The organism is Actinosynnema mirum DSM 43827 (genome assembly GCF_000023245.1).
GTDB classification, from domain to species: domain Bacteria; phylum Actinomycetota; class Actinomycetes; order Mycobacteriales; family Pseudonocardiaceae; genus Actinosynnema; species Actinosynnema mirum.
This window is the reverse complement of record NC_013093.1, coordinates 6,658,051-6,673,963: the sequence shown is the minus strand read 5'-3', so window position 1 is coordinate 6,673,963 and position 15,913 is coordinate 6,658,051. Positions and strand designations below refer to the sequence as shown.

At 72.6% G+C, this 15,913-nt stretch carries 16 protein-coding genes and 1 tRNA gene; 10 read left to right on the top strand and 7 right to left on the bottom strand.

What is annotated here, in order from left to right:
* Positions 1 to 103: 103 nt before the first annotated feature.
* The 4 genes from gcvT (at position 104) to AMIR_RS28040 (ending at position 5,460) form a co-directional block, all read left to right on the top strand.
* Positions 104 to 1,201, top strand: coding sequence for a glycine cleavage system aminomethyltransferase GcvT (gcvT, locus tag AMIR_RS28055; RefSeq protein ID WP_015804360.1), 1,098 nt, complete (start codon positions 104 to 106; stop codon positions 1,199 to 1,201).
* A gap of 17 nt (positions 1,202 to 1,218) precedes the next feature.
* Complete coding sequence (glyA, locus tag AMIR_RS28050; protein ID WP_015804359.1) at positions 1,219 to 2,484, top strand: serine hydroxymethyltransferase; 1,266 nt, start codon at positions 1,219 to 1,221, stop codon at positions 2,482 to 2,484.
* Between the two features lie 164 nt (positions 2,485 to 2,648).
* A complete protein-coding gene (locus AMIR_RS28045) occupies positions 2,649 to 3,254 on the top strand; it encodes a malonic semialdehyde reductase (protein WP_015804358.1) in 606 nt (201 codons plus the stop codon).
* A 124-nt stretch (positions 3,255 to 3,378) separates the two neighbouring features.
* On the top strand, positions 3,379 to 5,460 hold the full coding sequence (locus AMIR_RS28040) for a S9 family peptidase (RefSeq protein WP_015804357.1): 2,082 nt from the start codon (positions 3,379 to 3,381) through the stop codon (positions 5,458 to 5,460).
* A gap of 102 nt (positions 5,461 to 5,562) precedes the next feature.
* On the opposite strand, the gene AMIR_RS28035 is transcribed toward AMIR_RS28040, so the two are convergent.
* The 4 genes from AMIR_RS28035 to AMIR_RS28020 form a co-directional block, all read right to left on the bottom strand.
* Entirely contained in the window at positions 5,563 to 6,408 is an 846-nt protein-coding gene (locus tag AMIR_RS28035; protein ID WP_015804356.1) for a spermidine synthase, read from the bottom strand.
* Positions 6,405 to 6,818, bottom strand: a complete 414-nt coding sequence (gene speD, locus AMIR_RS28030) for an adenosylmethionine decarboxylase (RefSeq protein ID WP_015804355.1) — start codon at positions 6,816 to 6,818, stop codon at positions 6,405 to 6,407. Before speD ends, AMIR_RS28035 begins: the two co-directional genes overlap by 4 nt.
* A gap of 70 nt (positions 6,819 to 6,888) precedes the next feature.
* Positions 6,889 to 8,082, bottom strand: a complete 1,194-nt coding sequence (locus AMIR_RS28025; protein ID WP_015804354.1) for a type III PLP-dependent enzyme — start codon at positions 8,080 to 8,082, stop codon at positions 6,889 to 6,891.
* A 50-nt stretch (positions 8,083 to 8,132) separates the two neighbouring features.
* Positions 8,133 to 9,392, bottom strand: coding sequence for a metallophosphoesterase (locus AMIR_RS28020; protein WP_015804353.1), 1,260 nt, complete (start codon positions 9,390 to 9,392; stop codon positions 8,133 to 8,135).
* Positions 9,393 to 9,510: 118 nt separating this feature from the next.
* Between AMIR_RS28020 and AMIR_RS28015 the strand changes: the two genes are divergently transcribed.
* Genes AMIR_RS28015 through pabB form a run of 3 tightly spaced genes read left to right on the top strand, consistent with a single transcriptional unit; the run spans position 9,511 to position 12,808 of the window.
* Positions 9,511 to 10,011: a SigE family RNA polymerase sigma factor gene (locus AMIR_RS28015; RefSeq protein WP_015804352.1), complete on the top strand. Its 501-nt coding sequence runs from the start codon at positions 9,511 to 9,513 to the stop codon at positions 10,009 to 10,011.
* The gene (locus AMIR_RS28010) at positions 10,008 to 10,730 is read left to right on the top strand and encodes a hypothetical protein (RefSeq protein WP_041837084.1); all 723 of its coding nucleotides are present in this window, start codon (positions 10,008 to 10,010) and stop codon (positions 10,728 to 10,730) included. Before AMIR_RS28015 ends, AMIR_RS28010 begins: the two co-directional genes overlap by 4 nt.
* A gap of 59 nt (positions 10,731 to 10,789) precedes the next feature.
* The gene (pabB, locus tag AMIR_RS28005; protein WP_015804350.1) at positions 10,790 to 12,808 is read left to right on the top strand and encodes an aminodeoxychorismate synthase component I; all 2,019 of its coding nucleotides are present in this window, start codon (positions 10,790 to 10,792) and stop codon (positions 12,806 to 12,808) included.
* A 61-nt stretch (positions 12,809 to 12,869) separates the two neighbouring features.
* On the opposite strand, the gene AMIR_RS28000 is transcribed toward pabB, so the two are convergent.
* Positions 12,870 to 13,211 carry a histone-like nucleoid-structuring protein Lsr2 gene (locus AMIR_RS28000; RefSeq protein ID WP_015804349.1) on the bottom strand — a complete coding sequence of 114 codons (342 nt, stop codon included), beginning with the start codon at positions 13,209 to 13,211 and terminating at the stop codon, positions 12,870 to 12,872.
* A gap of 263 nt (positions 13,212 to 13,474) precedes the next feature.
* Between AMIR_RS28000 and AMIR_RS27995 the strand changes: the two genes are divergently transcribed.
* From AMIR_RS27995 to AMIR_RS27985, 3 genes are all read left to right on the top strand, one after another.
* Positions 13,475 to 13,756 (top strand): metal-sensitive transcriptional regulator, encoded by a 282-nt coding sequence (locus AMIR_RS27995; protein WP_015804348.1) that lies wholly within the window; start codon positions 13,475 to 13,477, stop codon positions 13,754 to 13,756.
* A gap of 61 nt (positions 13,757 to 13,817) precedes the next feature.
* A tRNA-Leu gene (locus AMIR_RS27990) sits at positions 13,818 to 13,894 on the top strand.
* A 90-nt stretch (positions 13,895 to 13,984) separates the two neighbouring features.
* Positions 13,985 to 15,217, top strand: coding sequence for a site-specific integrase (locus tag AMIR_RS27985; protein WP_015804347.1), 1,233 nt, complete (start codon positions 13,985 to 13,987; stop codon positions 15,215 to 15,217).
* A 59-nt stretch (positions 15,218 to 15,276) separates the two neighbouring features.
* Here AMIR_RS27985 and AMIR_RS27980 read toward each other — a convergent pair whose 3' ends face one another.
* Both AMIR_RS27980 and AMIR_RS27975 read right to left on the bottom strand, forming a co-directional pair.
* Positions 15,277 to 15,510: an Acb2/Tad1 domain-containing protein gene (locus AMIR_RS27980; protein ID WP_015804346.1), complete on the bottom strand. Its 234-nt coding sequence runs from the start codon at positions 15,508 to 15,510 to the stop codon at positions 15,277 to 15,279.
* 3 nt (positions 15,511 to 15,513) lie between these two features.
* Positions 15,514 to 15,906, bottom strand: a complete 393-nt coding sequence (locus AMIR_RS27975) for a hypothetical protein (RefSeq protein ID WP_041837082.1) — start codon at positions 15,904 to 15,906, stop codon at positions 15,514 to 15,516.
* Positions 15,907 to 15,913: the final 7 nt, after the last annotated feature.

The following is a 15,913-nucleotide window of genomic DNA, read 5'->3' as shown; positions in this document are numbered from 1 at the left end:
ACCGGCCGGTCCGCCCCTCCACGCCCGCCGCTCGACCGCGCGCGGGACGACACCGCCAACCGGGCCGTCCGACCAGGTCCGCCACCAGGGAGGAACCCGCAGCATGGAACCCCGCCGCACCCCGCTGCACGCCGAGCACGAGGCCCTCGGCGCGCACTTCACCGACTTCGCGGGCTGGCGGATGCCGCTGCGCTACGACAGCGAGCTCGCCGAGCACCACGCCGTGCGCTCCTCGGCGGGCCTGTTCGACCTGACCCACATGGGCGAGATCGTCCTGTCCGGCCCCGAGGCGGGCGCCGCGCTCGACCACGCCCTGGTCGGCCACTGCTCGGCCATCGGCGTCGGCCGCGCCCGCTACACGATGATCTGCGCCGAGAGCGGCGGCGTCGTGGACGACCTGATCGTCTACCGGCTCGCCGAGCAGGAGTACCTGGTCGTCGCGAACGCCTCGAACGCGACCACCGTCGCCGCCGAGCTCGTCGAGCGGGCGAAGGGCTTCGACACCGAGGTCGTCGACCGCTCCGAGGACTACGCCCTGATCGCCGTGCAGGGCCCGGCCTCCACCACCATCCTGGCCGGTCTGACCAGCACCGACCTGGCCTCGGTCAAGTACTACGCCTCCTACCCGGCCGAGGTCGCGGGCAAGCCCGTCCTGCTGGCCCGCACCGGGTACACCGGCGAGGACGGCTTCGAGCTGTTCACCGCCCCCGCCGACGCCGCCCACGTCTGGCGGGCGCTGCTGGAGGCCGGTCAGCCGCACGACCTCAAGCCCGCGGGCCTCGGCTGCCGCGACACGCTCCGCCTCGAGGCGGGGATGCCGCTGTACGGCAACGAGCTGGGCCTGGACCGCACCCCGTTCGAGGCGAACCTCGGCCGCGTCGTGAAGCTCGACAAGCCGGGCGACTTCGTCGGCCGCGCCGCGCTCGCCGCCGCCGCCGAGGCGGGCGCCGACAGCACCCTCGTCGGTCTCAGGACCGCCTCGCGCCGGGCGCCCCGCCACGGCTACCCCGTGCTCGACGCCGACGGCGCCGAGATCGGCGTGGTCACCAGCGGCGCCCTGTCGCCCACCCTCGGCCACTCGGTGGCGATGGCCTACGTGACCAGGGCCAACGCCGAGCCCGGCACCGCGCTGACCGTGGACGTCCGTGGCCGCCGCGAGCCCGTGGAGGTCGTCGCCCTGCCCTTCTACAAGCGAAAGTGACAAAGGGGAGCCCAACCATGTCCGCGCACTTCAACACCCCCTTGGCCGAGTTCGACCCGGAGGTGGCGCAGGCCGTCGCCGCCGAACTGGCCCGCCAGCAGAACACGCTGGAGATGATCGCCTCCGAGAACTTCACGCCGGTCTCGGTGCTCCAGGCCCAGGGCTCGGTGCTGACCAACAAGTACGCCGAGGGCTACCCCGGCCGCCGCTACTACGGCGGCTGCGAGCACGTCGACGACGTCGAGCGGCTGGCGATCTCGCGGGTGAAGGAGCTGTTCGGCGCGGGCTTCGCGAACGTGCAGCCGCACTCGGGCGCGCAGGCCAACGCGGCGGCGATGTTCGCGCTGCTCCAGCCCGGCGACACCATCCTGGGCCTCGACCTGGCGCACGGCGGGCACCTCACGCACGGGATGCGGATCAACTTCTCCGGCAAGCTCTACAACGTGGTGCCCTACCACGTGTCGGACAGCGACGGCCTGGTCGACCTGGCCGAGGTCGAGGCGCTGGCCAAGGAGCACCGGCCGAAGCTGATCGTGGCGGGCTGGTCGGCCTACCCGCGCCAGCTGGACTTCGCCGAGTTCCGCCGGATCGCCGACGAGGTCGGCGCGTTCCTCATGGTGGACATGGCGCACTTCGCCGGTCTGGTCGCGGCGGGCCTGCACCCCAGCCCGGTGCCGCACGCGCACGTGGTCACCACCACGACGCACAAGACCCTGGGCGGCCCGCGCGGCGGCGTGATCCTGACCAACGAGGCCGACCTCGCCAAGAAGATCAACTCTGCGGTGTTCCCCGGTCAGCAGGGCGGCCCGCTGGAGCACGTGATCGCGGGCAAGGCCGTGGCGTTCAAGCACGCCGCGTCCCCCGAGTTCACCGACCGCCAGCGCCGCACCCTGGAGGGCGCGCGCGCCCTCGCCGAGCGGCTGAACCAGGCCGACATGGCCGAGGTGGGCGTGCGGGTCCTCACCGGCGGCACCGATGTGCACCTGGTGCTGGTCGACCTGGTCGACTCGCCGCTCGACGGCAAGCAGGCCGAGGACCTCCTGCACGAGATCGGCATCACGGTCAACCGCAACGCCGTGCCGAACGACCCGCGCCCCCCGATGACCACCTCGGGCCTGCGGATCGGCACGCCCGCGCTGGCCACCAGGGGCTTCGACGCCGCGGACTTCGCCGAGGTCGCCGAGGTCATCGCCGCCGCGCTGCGCCCCGAGCCCGACCTGGCCGCGCTGCGCGGTCGCGTCGAGGCGCTGGCGAAGAAGCACCCGCTGTACTCCACGCTCTGACGGGGCCGGCCGCGACGGCGCGCGCGCGTCGTCGCGGCCCCCTGTGACGGGCGCCTCGCGCCCCGGCCCGGTGAACGCGGTCACGGGCCGGAATGCCGGGGGAGAGCTCTCCGGTTGTCCCTGGCGGCACACCCGCCAGGGACCACACCGGGAAGAAGACCCACATGACCGCGACCACCACCCCGCTCGCCCTCTCCGGCGAGGCGCAGGACCTGCTGTTCCGCGAGGCCCGCACCGCCTCCGCGTTCACCTCGGAGCCGGTGACCGACGAGCGGCTGCGCGCCGTGCACGACCTGGTCAAGTGGGCGCCCACCAGCATGAACACCCAGCCGCTGCGCGTGGTCTACGTGCGCGGCGACGCCGCCCGCGCCCGCCTGCTCCCGCACATGTCCGAGGGCAACCGCGCCAAGGTCGCCTCCGCCCCGGTCGTCGCGCTCCTCGCCGCCGACGTGGACTTCCACGAGCACATGGGCAAGGTCTTCCCGCACTTCGCGGGCGCGCGCGACATGATGGAGGCCAACCCCGGCCGCGCCGAGATGGCGAAGCTGAACGCCGCGCTCCAGGTCGGCTACTTCATCGTGGGCGTGCGCGCCGCGGGCCTGGCCGCCGGTCCCATGACCGGGTTCGACGCCGAGGCCGTGCGCGCCGAGTTCTTCGCGGGCACCGCGCAGGTCCCGCTGGTCGTGGTCAACATCGGCCACCCGGACCCCGAGGCGTCGTTCCCGCGCAACCCGCGCCTGGACTTCGAGGAGATCAGCACCGTCCTCTGAGGACCGCCGCGGCACGGGACCCCGCCCACCCCGGACGGGGGTCCCCGCACGCGCGGGGAAGATCACCGGCGCGGGACGGCCGGTCTCCCGCGCCCGCCCGCGCCGAGTCTGCGAAGGTTGCCCCGTGGGCAACGAGAACACCTTCCCCCGCCAGTACGCGCGGACCCAGCGCTACACGCTGGGCGCACCGCGCAACTTCACCGCCTCCCCGGACGGCGAGCGCGCCTACTTCCTGCGCACCGCGAACCCGCGCGTGCGGGCCAACGGCCTCTGGTCGCTGGACACCGCGACCGGCGCGGAAGAGCTGGTGGTGGACCCCACCGCGCTGCTCACCGAGCCCGAGGAGCTGTCCCCCGAGGAGCGCGCCCGCCGCGAGCGCAGCCGCGAGCAGGCCGCGGGCATCGTCGGCTACGCGACCGACGCCGACGTGCGCCAGGCCGTGTTCGCCCTGTCCGGCAGGCTGTTCGTGGTCGAGCTGGCCACCGCCGCCGTGCGCGAGCTGCCCGTCCCGGCCCCCGCCGTCGACCCGCGCCTGGACCCGACCGGCCGCCGCGTCGGGTACGCCGCCGCGGGCGCGCTGCGCGTGGTCGACCTGGAGACCGGCGCGGACCGCGCGGTCGCCGAGCCGGACGCCGACGACGTCACCTGGGGCGTGGCCGAGTTCATCGCCGCCGAGGAGATGAACCGCTTCCGGGGCTACTGGTTCTCCCCGGACGGCGAGCACGTCCTCGCCGCGCGCGTGGACAACTCGCCGGTCACCCGCTGGCACATCGCCGACCCGGCCAACCCGGCGACCCCGGCCGCCGAGATCGCCTACCCGGCGGCGGGCACCCCGAACGCCGTCGTCGGCGCCGCCCTGTTCGACCTCACCACGGGCGCGCGCACCGACGTGCCGTGGGACGCCGACGCGTTCCCGTACCTGGCCACCGCGCACTGGTCCGCGCAGGGCGCTCCGCTGCTGTCCGCGCAGTCCCGCGACCAGCGCGCCGTGCGGGTGCTGACCGTCGACCCGGCGACCGGCGCGACCACCGTCCTCAAGGAGAACACCGACCCGACCTGGCTGGAGCTGCCGCCCGGCGTCCCGTGCTGGTCGGCCGACGGCGAGCTGGTCGAGATCCTGCCGCACACCGGGGCCAACCGGCTCGTCGTCGGCGGCCGGGCCTGGTCCCCGGACGGGCTCCAGGTGCGCGCGGTGCTCGACGTCTCGGCCGAGGACGTGCTGGTCACCGCGTTCGAGGACGCCGACCCGACGCAGATCCACGTCTACGCGCTGACCGCCTCCTCGGCGACCCGCCTGACCGACGAGGCCGGGGTGCACGCCGCGACCCGCGCGGGCGGGACCCTGGTGCTCTCCTCGTCCACCCTGGACCGCTTCGGCGCCCGCGCCACCGTCACCCGCGACGGCCGCGCCCACGAGGTGGCCTCGCACGCCGAGACGCCCGTGCTCACCCCCGAGCCGAAGCTGCTCACCGTCGGGGAGCGCGGCCTGCGCGCCGCCCTGCTCTACCCCCTGGGCCACGTCCCCGGCACGAAGCTGCCGGTGCTGCTGGACCCGTACGGCGGCCCGCACGCCCAGCGCGTCCTCACCGCCCGCAACGCCTACCTGACCTCGCAGTGGCTGGCCGACCAGGGCTTCGCCGTGCTCGTCGTGGACGGCCGGGGCACCCCCGGTCGCGGCCCGGAGTGGGAGCGCGAGATCGCGTTCGACCTCGCGGGCGTCACCCTCCAGGACCAGGTGGACGGTCTGCGGGGGGCGGCGGCCGTCGAGCCCGACCTGGACCTGACCCGCGTGGCGATCCGGGGCTGGTCGTACGGCGGCTACCTGGCCGCGCTGGCCGTGCTGCGCCGCCCGGACGTGTTCCACGCGGCCATCGCGGGCGCGCCGGTGACGGACTGGCGGCTCTACGACACCCACTACACCGAGCGCTACCTGGGCGACCCGGCCGAGCGGCCCGAGGTGTACGACGCCAACTCGCTGATCGACGACGCCGGGAAGCTGGAGCGCCCGCTGATGATCGTGCACGGCCTGGCCGACGACAACGTCGTGGCCGCGCACACCCTGCGGCTGTCCTCCGCGCTGCTGGCCGAGGGCCGCCCGCACACCGTGCTGCCGCTCTCCGGCGTCACGCACATGACCCCGCAGGAGCAGGTCGCCGAGAACCTCCTCCTGCTCCAGGTCGACTTCCTGAAGAAGTCCCTCGCCTGACGCGAGGCGGGAGGGCCGCCGCTCCCCGTGGGGAACGACGGCCCTCCCGCCTCGGACCGGCGGACCAGCGCGCCCGCCGGGCGGACCCCGAGGGGCCGCCCGTCAGACCTTCGCCGCGTGCCGCACCGAGTACGGCGGGACCGAGTTGCCGCGCAGCGCGAGCTCGTCGATCGACTCCGGCCGGTAGCCGCACTCCGGCAGCCGCTCCACCATCAGCGCGGTGGGGTCGGCGACCTCGTCGGCCCGCCCGAACAGGTAGGCCCACTCGTGCTCGTCGGAGCCGTAGTAGGCGACCGTGCCGAACACCTCGTTGAACCGCTGCCACATGCGCGTCAGCGTGGTGTTGCGCCACATCGTCTGGCAGCCCGCCTGGGACACCACGACGCCGCCCGGCGCGAGCAGCGCCTTGCACATGCCCAGGAACTCCGCCCCGTACAGGCGGTTGTGCTGGGCCTCCTCCTCGCGCTCGTCCGGCAGGTCCACCAGGACGATGTCGTAGCGCTCCGAGGTCGTGCGGATGTGCTCCCACCCGTCCGTGTACTGGACGCGGATCGGGCCCTCACCCTTCTCGGCGAGCGCGAGCTCGTCGAGGGTGTAGCCGTACGGCAGGTGCTCCGCGCACAGCTTCACGGCCTGCTCGTCGATGTCGATGTGGTCGACCACCGACGCGCCCGCGGCCACCGCCATCTGGCACACGACGCCCTCGCTGGAGCCGATGACCAGCACCCGCTCGACCTTGTCCGCGAGCAGCAGCGCAGGGACCATCAGCGCCTCGTGGTAGGTGAGCTGGCTGAACTCGGTGCTCTGCCGGTCGTCGTCGCAGAACAGCGACAACCCCTGCGAGGTGCGCGCGATCACCAGGTGCTGGAAGTCGGTCCTCGTGTCGACGACCGTCTCCGCCACCTCCCAGTGCCGGGTCATGCCCGCCGCGAGCGGTTCGGTGATCAAGACTTCTCCTCGCCTACGAGAGCGGGCACGCGACCGGTGCCTCGCCTGACCGTGTCCGTCCGTGCGTGCTCCGCGCCGAGCGCCTCCGAGAGCAGGCGCACCGCCAGCTCCGGCTTCGCACGGGTGCCGCACGTGAACACGTCGACGAACACCTTCCCGACTTCCGGGTAGGTGTGGATCGACGCGTGCGACTCCGACAGCAGGGCCAGGACCGTGACCCCCTGCGGGTCGAACTGCTTGGAGACCACCTCCAGCACCGTGGCGTCGGCCTGGGTGAGCGCTTCACCGAGGGCGTGCCTGAGGAACCGCTCGTCGTCGAGCAGCTCCGGGCTCACGCCTTCGAGCTCAGCCAGCACGTGCTGTCCTGCGAACAAGCCGACGGGCTCGGTCTCGCACGGGAGTTCGGACATCAATCACTCCAAACATCAGCTTCAGGTTCCTGCGGCCGGACGCCGCCAGGGACGATCGGAGGGCGCGCGTTCACCGCACGCAGTAGGTGGCCAGCGGCGGGAAGCCGTTGAAGGCCACGGAGGAGTAGCTGGCCGTGTAGGCGCCCGCGCGCAGCAGGTCGACGTGGTCGCCCGCGCGCAGGTCCAGCGGCAGGTCGTAGCGCGTGTGCTGGTACAGCACGTCGTCAGCGTCGCAGGTGGGACCGGCGAGCACCACCGGACCGGTCTCGCCGCCGTCGCGGGTGGTGCGCAGCGGGTAGGCGATGGCCTCGCCCTCGGTCTCGGCGAGCCCGCCGTACCGGCCGATGTCCAGGAACACCCAGCGCCGCTCGTCCGAGTAGGACTTGCGGGCCACCAGCACCACCGACGACCGGATGACACCCGACTCGGCGACGAGCGCCCGTCCGGGCTCGATCATCACCGACGGGGCGTGCTCACCGAAGGTCCGGCGCACCGCGTCGGTCATCGCGGCGGCGTACTCGGCCAGCGGCGGCGGCTGCTCCAGGTAACCGGCGGGCAGCCCGCCGCCCAGGTTCACCACCGACAGCGCGACGCCCTCGGCGCGCAGCTTCGCGGTGACCTCGGCGGCGTCGGCGATCGCCGCGTCCCACCCGGTCGGGTCGAGCTGCTGGGACCCGGCGTGGAAGGCCACGCCGTACGGCTCCAGGCCCAGCTCGCCCGCCAGGCGCAGCAGGTCGACGGCCATGTCCGGGGCGCAGCCGAACTTCTTGCCGAACGGGTAGGTCGAGCCCTTGCTCTCCACCAGGATGCGCAGCATCACCCGCGCACCGGGGGCGTGCTCGGCGATCGTCCTGACGTCCTGCTCGCTGTCGGAGACGAACAGCCGCACGCCCAGCCGGTGCGCGTAGGCGATGTCGGCGGCCTTCTTGATCGGGTTGCTGTACGAGACGGCCTCGGGCGGAGCGCCCTCGGCCAGGCACAGGTCGATCTCGTTGGGGCTGGCCACGTCGAAGCAGCAGCCCTCGGCGGCCAGGACCTCCACGACCTCGCGGGTCGGGTTGGCCTTGACCGCGTAGAAGATCCCCACTCCGGGGAGGGCCGCGCGCAGGGCGCGGAACCGCTCCACCACGGTGGGCAGGTCGATCACCAGGCAGGGCGTTCCGGGTTGTTCCCGCTCCAGGAAACGACGGATCCGATCCTCAGCACCGTGAAGCCGCTGGTCGGCGTGGCTCTCCGTCATCTCGCTAGGGGTCCCCCTCCGCATCCGTCCTCGGGCACGGCCGCCCACCCTAGGCGCACAACCTGAACAAATCGCTACCCGAGGGCCGAATTGTGACGCAGCTCCACAAGCGTGACCTCCGGGGGTGCGCCCACGCGGACCGGCGGACCCCAGAACCCGGCGCCGTTGCTGACGTACACCTGGGTGCCGTCGACGGTGGCCAGACCCGAGGTCACGGGCTGCTGGATCGGCACCGCGAGGCTGAACGGGAACATCTGCCCGCCGTGCGTGTGGCCGGACAGCTGGAGGTCGACGCCCCTGGCCGCGGCCTCGCGCACCTGCACCGGCTGGTGCGCCAGGAGCACGACCGGGTTGCGCTCGTCGCGCCCGCCGAGCGCCTTGTCGTAGTCGGGCGCGTCGTCCATCTGCCCGCCGGTGTGGTCGTTGACGCCCGCCAGGTCGAACGCCGCCCCGTTCCGGGCGATGGTCAGCCGCTCGTTGCGCAGCACGTCCATGCCGAGCCTGCCCAGCTCCGAGATCCACTCCAGGTGGCCCGAGTAGTACTCGTGGTTGCCGGTCACGAAGAACGCGCCGTCCTTGCTGACCAGGTCCTTCAGCGGCGCTGCCGCCTCGCCGAGCTGCGCGACGGTGCCGTCGACCAGGTCGCCGACCACGGCCACCAGGTCGGGCTGCAGGCCGTTGATCGTGCGCACGATCCGCTCGGTGTGCGAGCGCCCCAGCAGCGGGCCGAGGTGGATGTCGCTGACCACGGCGATGCGGTAGCCGGACAGCGCGGGGTCGAGCTTGGCCAGCGTCACCGGCACGGTCCTGACCTGCGGTCCGCCGAGCGCGGTCCGCGCGCCGTAGCCGACGATGCCGGTCGCGGCCAGGCCCGTGGCGACGGCCATCGAGCGGGCGATGAACAGCCTGCGGCCGTTGTCCACCGGGCGCTTGGCGGTCGCCTCGGTCGCGGCCTCCTCGAACTCGCGCTCCGCCACGGCCACGGCGACGCCGTCCTCGGCCGGGCTCGCGGGCAGGGACGCGGTGACCGGCTCCGGGGTGTCGCGCCGCCACCAGCGGTTCAGGATCAGCCGGGGGATCTCCAGCACGACCAGGATCACGGCCAGGTAGAAGCCGAGCGCGAGCCAGAGGTACCCCGGCCAGGCGATCCAGGCGTACCCGAGCGGGTCAAGCCGGACCAGCGCCATCGCGGTCATCATCATCACGAACAGCGCGCCGAGCACGACGGCGCCGGTGGCGCGGGCCCGCCTCGACGTGGTGGTCGCCCGCACGAGCCTGCGCCACAGGTAGTAGTTCAGCAGGCCGAGCGCGAGCGCCATGAACAGCAGGAACATGGGAGTGGGGCCCTCCTGGGGGATTCGTCCCCCCAAGTCTGCCCTGAAGTCACCCGTAAGGGTGCAACCCGAGCGCCTGCCCGTGGCGTGACTAACGCGGATGTCACGGGGAGGGCAGATGAGCTCACGGGACGCCGCGTTCGCGGAGTACTTCGCGGCGCGGGCGGACGCCATGCGCGGGACCGCCTACCTGCTGTGCGGCGACTGGCACCGGGCCGAGGACCTGGTGCAGACGGCGTTCACCAAGCTCTACCTGGCCTGGGACCGGCTCGCCAGGCTGGACGCCCTGGACGCGTACACCAGGCAGGTGGTCGTGCGCACGTTCGTGTCGGAGACCCGGCGCGGGTGGTTCCGCCGCGTCACCGTGGGTGACTTGCCGGTCGACCGCGCCGCGGTCCCGGCGGGCTCGCCCGAGGACCGGCAGGTGCTGCTGACCGCGCTGGCGCGGGTGCCCGCCAGGCAGCGGGCGGTGCTGGTGCTGCGGTACTGGGAGGACCTGTCGGTGCGCGAGACCGCCGAGGCGCTCGGCTGCTCCGAGGGCACGGTCAAGAGCCAGGCGGCGCGGGGGCTGAGCGCGCTGCGCGGGCTCGTCGTGGAGCAGCGGGAGGTGGCGTGGTGAACGAGCCCGAGCTGAAGGAGCGGATGCGGGACGCGCTGAGCGACCCGCCACCACCGATGGACGTCCGGACCGCGCTGATCGGCGCCCGGCGCGCGGTCCAGCGGCGCAAGGCGGCGCGCGGCGCGCTCGCGACGTGCGGCGCGGTCGTGCTGGTGCTCGCCGGGGTGGTGGCCGTCCACCCGCCGAGGGACGGTTCCGTCGCGCCGGTCTCCGGCGGCGACGGCGTGTTCCCGCCGTTCCCGACCAGCGTCTCGTTCTCCCCCGCCGACCTGCTCGTCCAGTCGCTGGTCCAGGGGGCGCACGACTTCGACGACCGGCTGGAGACCCACGCGGGCCTCAGCCGCGCCCCCGGCGAACCGACCCCCGTCAAGATCGAGCGCTTGGAGTACACCAACCGGGGCCACGGGGAGGAGATCAGCAGGTTCACCGACATGGACCACTCCGCGGGCCGGTTCGGGATGATCGCGGTCGTCGCGGACGACGAGGCCCAGTGGGACCCGAAGCCGTGCGAGGTGCTGGCCAAGGTGGCCCCCGAGGCCCCCGCCTGCACCCCGGAGGCCGGGGCGGAGGAGGTGTCGGGCCTCGCCCTGTCGGCCGGGGGGGCCGTGCCGAACGCGGTGGTCCACCGGCGCGAGGACAGGGTCTTCGTGTGCGTCGTGCAGCTGACCGGCCCGCCGGTCGAGATCGGCAAGCTGCGCCTGGTCGCCGAGGGGAGGTGATCGGCGGAGGTCCGAAGATCCCCTGACCGGGTGGTCGCGCGGGTACCGTCCTGCCTGCCATGCGAACCCTGCTCATCGACAACCTCGACTCGTTCACCGGCAACCTGGCGCACCTCGTTGCCAGGGTGAACGGCCGCGAGCCCGACGTGATCCGGCACGACGACCCGGACTTCCGGCTCGCCGACCTGCGGCGCTACGACGCCGTGCTGATCTCGCCAGGCCCTGGGAGGCCCGACGACCCGCGCGACTTCGGGCTGTGCGCTGCCGTCGTCGAGCACGCGGAGATCCCGCTGCTCGGCGTGTGCCTCGGCCACCAGGGGCTGTGCCTGGGGCACGGCGCGACCGTGGCGCGGGTGACGCCCCGGCACGGCATCGTGGACGAGGTCGCGCACACCGGGACCGACCTGTTCGCCGGGCTGCCGTCACCGCTGCGCGTGGTGCGCTACCACTCGCTGGCCGTCACCGACCTGCCTCCGGAGCTCGAACCGCTGGCCTGGGCGCCCGGCGACGGCGTGCTCATGGCGGTGCGGCGCCGCGAGCGGCCCGCGTGGGGCGTGCAGTTCCACCCCGAGTCGGTCGCGGGGGAGCACGGGTTCGGGCTGCTGGCGAACTTCCGCGACCTCGCGGGGGGCCGCGCCGCGCCCACCCCGCCCCCACCGCCACCCGCGCCCGTCCAGCCCGCGCCCGAGCGGCTGCTCGTGCGCTCGCTGGACGTCCACCCCGACCCCGAGGCGGTGCACGCGGCGCTGCACGGCGCGTCCCCCGACTCGTTCTGGCTGGACAGCAGCCGCGCCGACGGGACGCGCGGCCGGTTCTCGGTCATCGGCGACGCCTCGGGGCCGCTGGCGCGGGTCGCCCGCTACGACGTGACCACCGGGCGGGTCCGCGTCACCTCGGCCGCGGGGGTGGCCGAGCACGACGGCCCGCTGCTCGACTGGCTGGAGGCCGACCTCGCGGCGTGGCGGGTGGACGCCCCGGACCTGCCGTTCGACTTCGCGCTCGGCTGGGTCGGCTACCTCGGGTACGAGCTGAAGGCCGAGTGCGGCGGCGACGCCGTCCACCGCTCCGGGCACCCGGACGCGGCGCTGGTGTTCGCCGACCGCGCCCTCGTCTTCGACCACCGGGAAAAGCGCTGCCACCTGCTCGCGCTCGAAGGCGCGGACGGCGGTTGGCTGGACCGCGCGGAGGAGTTCCTGCGCGCTTTCCACACCCCCGAGAAGGAATTTCCCGTCCCCCTGCGGGGCGAGGTGGAATTGCGGCACGACCGCGAGCGGTACCTGAAGCTGGTGGACGCCTGCCTGGAGGCGGTCGCGGCGGGCGAGAGCTACGAGGTGTGCCTGACCAACCGGGGCGTCGTCCCCGGCCGGATCGACCCGTGGCGCGGCTACCGGTTCCTGCGCGCCCGCAACCCGGCCCCGTACGGGGCGCTGCTGCGCTTCGGCGAGCTGTCGGTGCTCAGCTGCTCACCCGAGCGGTTCGTGCGGGTCGACCGCGCGGGCGGCGTGGAATCGGAGCCCATCAAGGGCACCCGGCCGCGCGGGGGCACGCCCGAGGAGGACGCGGCGCTGCGCGTGGAGCTGGCGGGCAGCGCGAAGGACCGGGCCGAGAACCTGATGGTCGTCGACCTCGTGCGCAACGACCTGAGCCGCTGCTCGGAGGTGGGCAGCGTGCGGGTGCCGAGGTTGTTCGCGGTGGAGACCTACGCGACCGCCCACCAGCTCGTGAGCACGGTGCGGGGCAGGCTGGCGCCGGGGCGCACGGCGGTGTCCGCCGTGCGGTCGGCCTTTCCCGGCGGCTCCATGACCGGCGCTCCCAAGATCCGCACGATGCAGATCCTGGACGCGCTGGAAGCCGGGCCCAGGGGCGTCTACTCCGGGGCCCTCGGGTACTTCTCGCTGTGCGGGGCCGCCGACTTCAGCATCGTCATCAGGACGCTGGTCGCGGACGCGCGCGAGACCGCATTCGGGGTGGGCGGCGCGGTCATCGCGCTCTCCGACCCCGAGGCGGAATTCGAGGAGACGGCGGTCAAGGCGACCGCGGCCCTCGCGCTGTTCCAGGCGGACTTTCCCGGCAGGTGACCTGCGGTTTCCCCGGCTGCGGCCGTTCGTCGGCGGACAGCCGGGGAAACGCCTGCGCGGCTCAGGAGGCGTGGGCTTCCTGGAACTGCACGACCAGGCCCTGGGGAATGCGACCGCGGTCGGAGATCTGGTGACCCTGCGCGCGGGCCCAGTCGCGAATGGCCTGGGCCTGGGCCTTGTCGCCGGCCTTTACGGTGCTCTTGCCGCCGCCCTTGCGCTGCTTGCGCCCACCGGCGCGGCGCGCCTTGGCCACGAAGTCGGCCAGGGAGTCGCGGAGCTTGTCCGCATTGTCCTTGGAGAGGTCGATGGTGTACTCGACACCATCGAGCGCGAAGGTCACGGTCTCGGCGGCTTCGCTGCCGTCGAGGTCGTCGATGAGCTGGACGACGGTCTGCTGTGCCACTGTTCCTCCGTGTGTGCTCGCATAGCGTGTGTTGCCCTCGACATCTGTAACTACGCCACACGCTTCGTTCGACACCATAGTGCACGGGCTGAATATCGCCTAACCTTTCGTCTGGTAAATGTGACTGATGCCCCCGGACGGGTCATTTCAGGGTCGAGGTTAAGTCGGGAAATGCGCGGTCGGGCTCGTGGTCGGGGTCACACCCGGTTGGGTGGCCTATCCTGGAGCGGGTACCCACCTGGGGTAGGGGAAGGCGGGCAGCGGTGCACGGTTACACGGAGGACAAGGACGCCTACCTGAAGCGGTTGCGGCGGATCGAGGGGCAGGTCCGGGGGTTGCAGCGGATGGTGGAGAACGACGAGTACTGCATCGACGTGCTGACCCAGATCTCCGCCGCCACCAAGGCGCTCCAGGCGGTGTCGCTGGGGTTGTTGGACGAGCACCTCAAGCACTGCGTGGCGCAGGCGGCGGCGCAGGGCGGGGAGGTGGCCGAGGAGAAGATCGCGGAGGCCTCGGCGGCGATCGCCCGACTGGTCCGCTCCTGACCCGCGACACGCCGCCCCGCGCGGCGGCGCGCTCGCCTGATCGAGTAGAGTCGTGCCACCGGCCCCCGTAGCCCAATCGGCAGAGGCAGCGGACTCAAAATCCGTCCAGTGTGCGTTCGAGTCGCACCGGGGGCACCAAAAACCGCAGGTCAGATGCGGTAGAGCGTACTCCTCCGACGGCATACCGTAGACGCCCGTCACGGCAACGTCACGCTATGCGGAGGACCTGTGGCCAGGCCATCTCTCGAAATCGGCACGTACGGTGACATCTCCTGCAAGCAGCAGGCCAACGGATCCTGGCGCGCCCACGCCCGCTACCGAGGTAGCGACGGCGTCACCCGACCTCTCCACCGCTTCGGACCCACGGAGCGGAAAGCGATCAGCTCTCTGAAAAAAGCCCTGGGCGAGGCGCTGAGCAGTTCCGGTGTGTCGCGCAGCGCCGAGGCGAGGGTGAGGTTCGCGGCAGTAGCCCAGATGTGGATCGACCGCATCAAGCGGGACAACGTCGGCACCACCTACGACCGCTACCGAGGCCGCCTCGACAAGCACATCCTGCCCGCGATGGGAAACCTCTACATCCAGGAGTGCACACCGGCGCGCATCAAGCGCGTCTTGGAGGCGCTGCGACACCGAGGGATGGCGACGGCGACCATCCAGGGTATACGGACGGTCATATCAGGGGTCCTGCAGGAGGCAGTGGATCTAGAGGTCGTCCACCAAAACTCGGTACGCCACATGGCCCGTCTTGCCTCCAGTCGACGGAACCGGAAGAAGGCCTCCTTCGACTCTGCGCAGCTCACCGACTTTCTCGCACGTGTGGACGGAGACACGCGCGCACGACGCGCCGACATGCCAGATTTCCTGCGGGTCCTCTTCGGTACGGGTGCACGTTTCGGTGAAGTGCTTGCGATCCGTTGGGGTGACCTGAACCTCGGTGACGTTCCCGTTCGGCTCGTGCTCGCCGACGGCAGCCAGGAAACCGTTCCGGCGCACAGCGCTTGGATCAACGGGAACCTCGTCCACGTCACCGGCCAAGGCGTGGTGCGCCATGAGGGAAAAACCGCCACGTCGGTCGGTGTGCTCGCCCTACCGGACGTGCTCTGGGAGATGCTGGTGGAGCGTCGGCCCGCCGTGGCGCGACCGGAGACCCCGGTTTTTCCGTCGGCGACCGGGGGATGGCGAGGTCCATCGAACGTGCAGCGCACCGTTCGGCTGCTGCGTGACCGGATCGGGTACCGCGACTTCACCCTGCGCGTCGGGCGCCGCACCGTCGCCACCGCCCTAGATGCAGCCGGACACACCGCGCGCGAAGTCGCCGGGCAGCTCCGCCACTCGCGCCCGTCCACGACTCAGGACGTCTACATGAGCCGTGTCACCGCCAGCCCCGCGCTTGCCCTGTCGCTCGACAAACTGCTTGCCCCCGCCGCACCCAAAGCGATGCCGAGCGCGCGACAGATCTGAGACGACGAAAGCGCCCCCGCCCGGCCGAAGCCGGAGCGGGGGCACTGTGCTGTGCGAGATCAGGCGTCGAACGGCGAGTCCGGGCGAGCGACCGCGCGGGCCGCCGCCGAGCAGCCCTCCTCGACGTGGGTGCGGGCGACGGCGAGCCAGCGGCGGTCGACGTCGGGCAGGTTGCCCAGCCGACGCCACAGCGCGGCGAACTCCTTCTCGACCTCCTTCACCGCGTTCATCACGTCGATCTCGTTCTGGTCGAGGTCGCGGTAGCCGGTGATCTTCTGGTGCTGGTTCTCCACGATCTACTCCTTCAGGGTGCGAGGGCGGTCGAGGAGCTCGACGACGCCCGGCGGGACGGTGCTGGAGGGGACGGGGGCGATCACGGCGGGCCGCACGAGCAGCCCGGTCAGCACGAGCTCGACGAGCACCATCAGCGTGGACTGCACCTCGGGCGCCAGCGCCAAGCCGAACGCCAACCCCGCGGCGACCAGTGCCTTGCCGAGGCCGACCAGCGCGGCGACGAGCCGTTCCCCGGCGAGCGTCCACGCGGTGAGCACGCCGAACAACGCGGCGGCGGCGGCGTTGAGCACGCCCTGCTGCTCGACGCTCAGCGGCAGCACGGCGGCCGACACGAACGCAACCACGCTGGAGACGAGGGCGAGCCAGTACGCGGGCTCGCGGCCGAAGACCTTCACGACGGTG

What these genes read in the sequence shown, in the direction of transcription:
- gcvT (WP_015804360.1), top strand. Translation starts at nt 104, where the DNA reads ATGGAACCCCGCCGCACCCCGCTGCACGCCGAGCACGAGGCCCTCGGC.
- glyA (WP_015804359.1), top strand. Translation starts at nt 1,219, where the DNA reads ATGTCCGCGCACTTCAACACCCCCTTGGCCGAGTTCGACCCGGAGGTG.
- AMIR_RS28045 (WP_015804358.1), top strand. Translation starts at nt 2,649, where the DNA reads ATGACCGCGACCACCACCCCGCTCGCCCTCTCCGGCGAGGCGCAGGAC.
- speD (WP_015804355.1), bottom strand. Translation starts at nt 6,818, where the DNA reads ATGTCCGAACTCCCGTGCGAGACCGAGCCCGTCGGCTTGTTCGCAGGA.
- AMIR_RS28025 (WP_015804354.1), bottom strand. Translation starts at nt 8,082, where the DNA reads ATGCGGAGGGGGACCCCTAGCGAGATGACGGAGAGCCACGCCGACCAG.
- AMIR_RS28020 (WP_015804353.1), bottom strand. Translation starts at nt 9,392, where the DNA reads ATGTTCCTGCTGTTCATGGCGCTCGCGCTCGGCCTGCTGAACTACTAC.
- AMIR_RS28015 (WP_015804352.1), top strand. Translation starts at nt 9,511, where the DNA reads ATGAGCTCACGGGACGCCGCGTTCGCGGAGTACTTCGCGGCGCGGGCG.
- pabB (WP_015804350.1), top strand. Translation starts at nt 10,790, where the DNA reads ATGCGAACCCTGCTCATCGACAACCTCGACTCGTTCACCGGCAACCTG.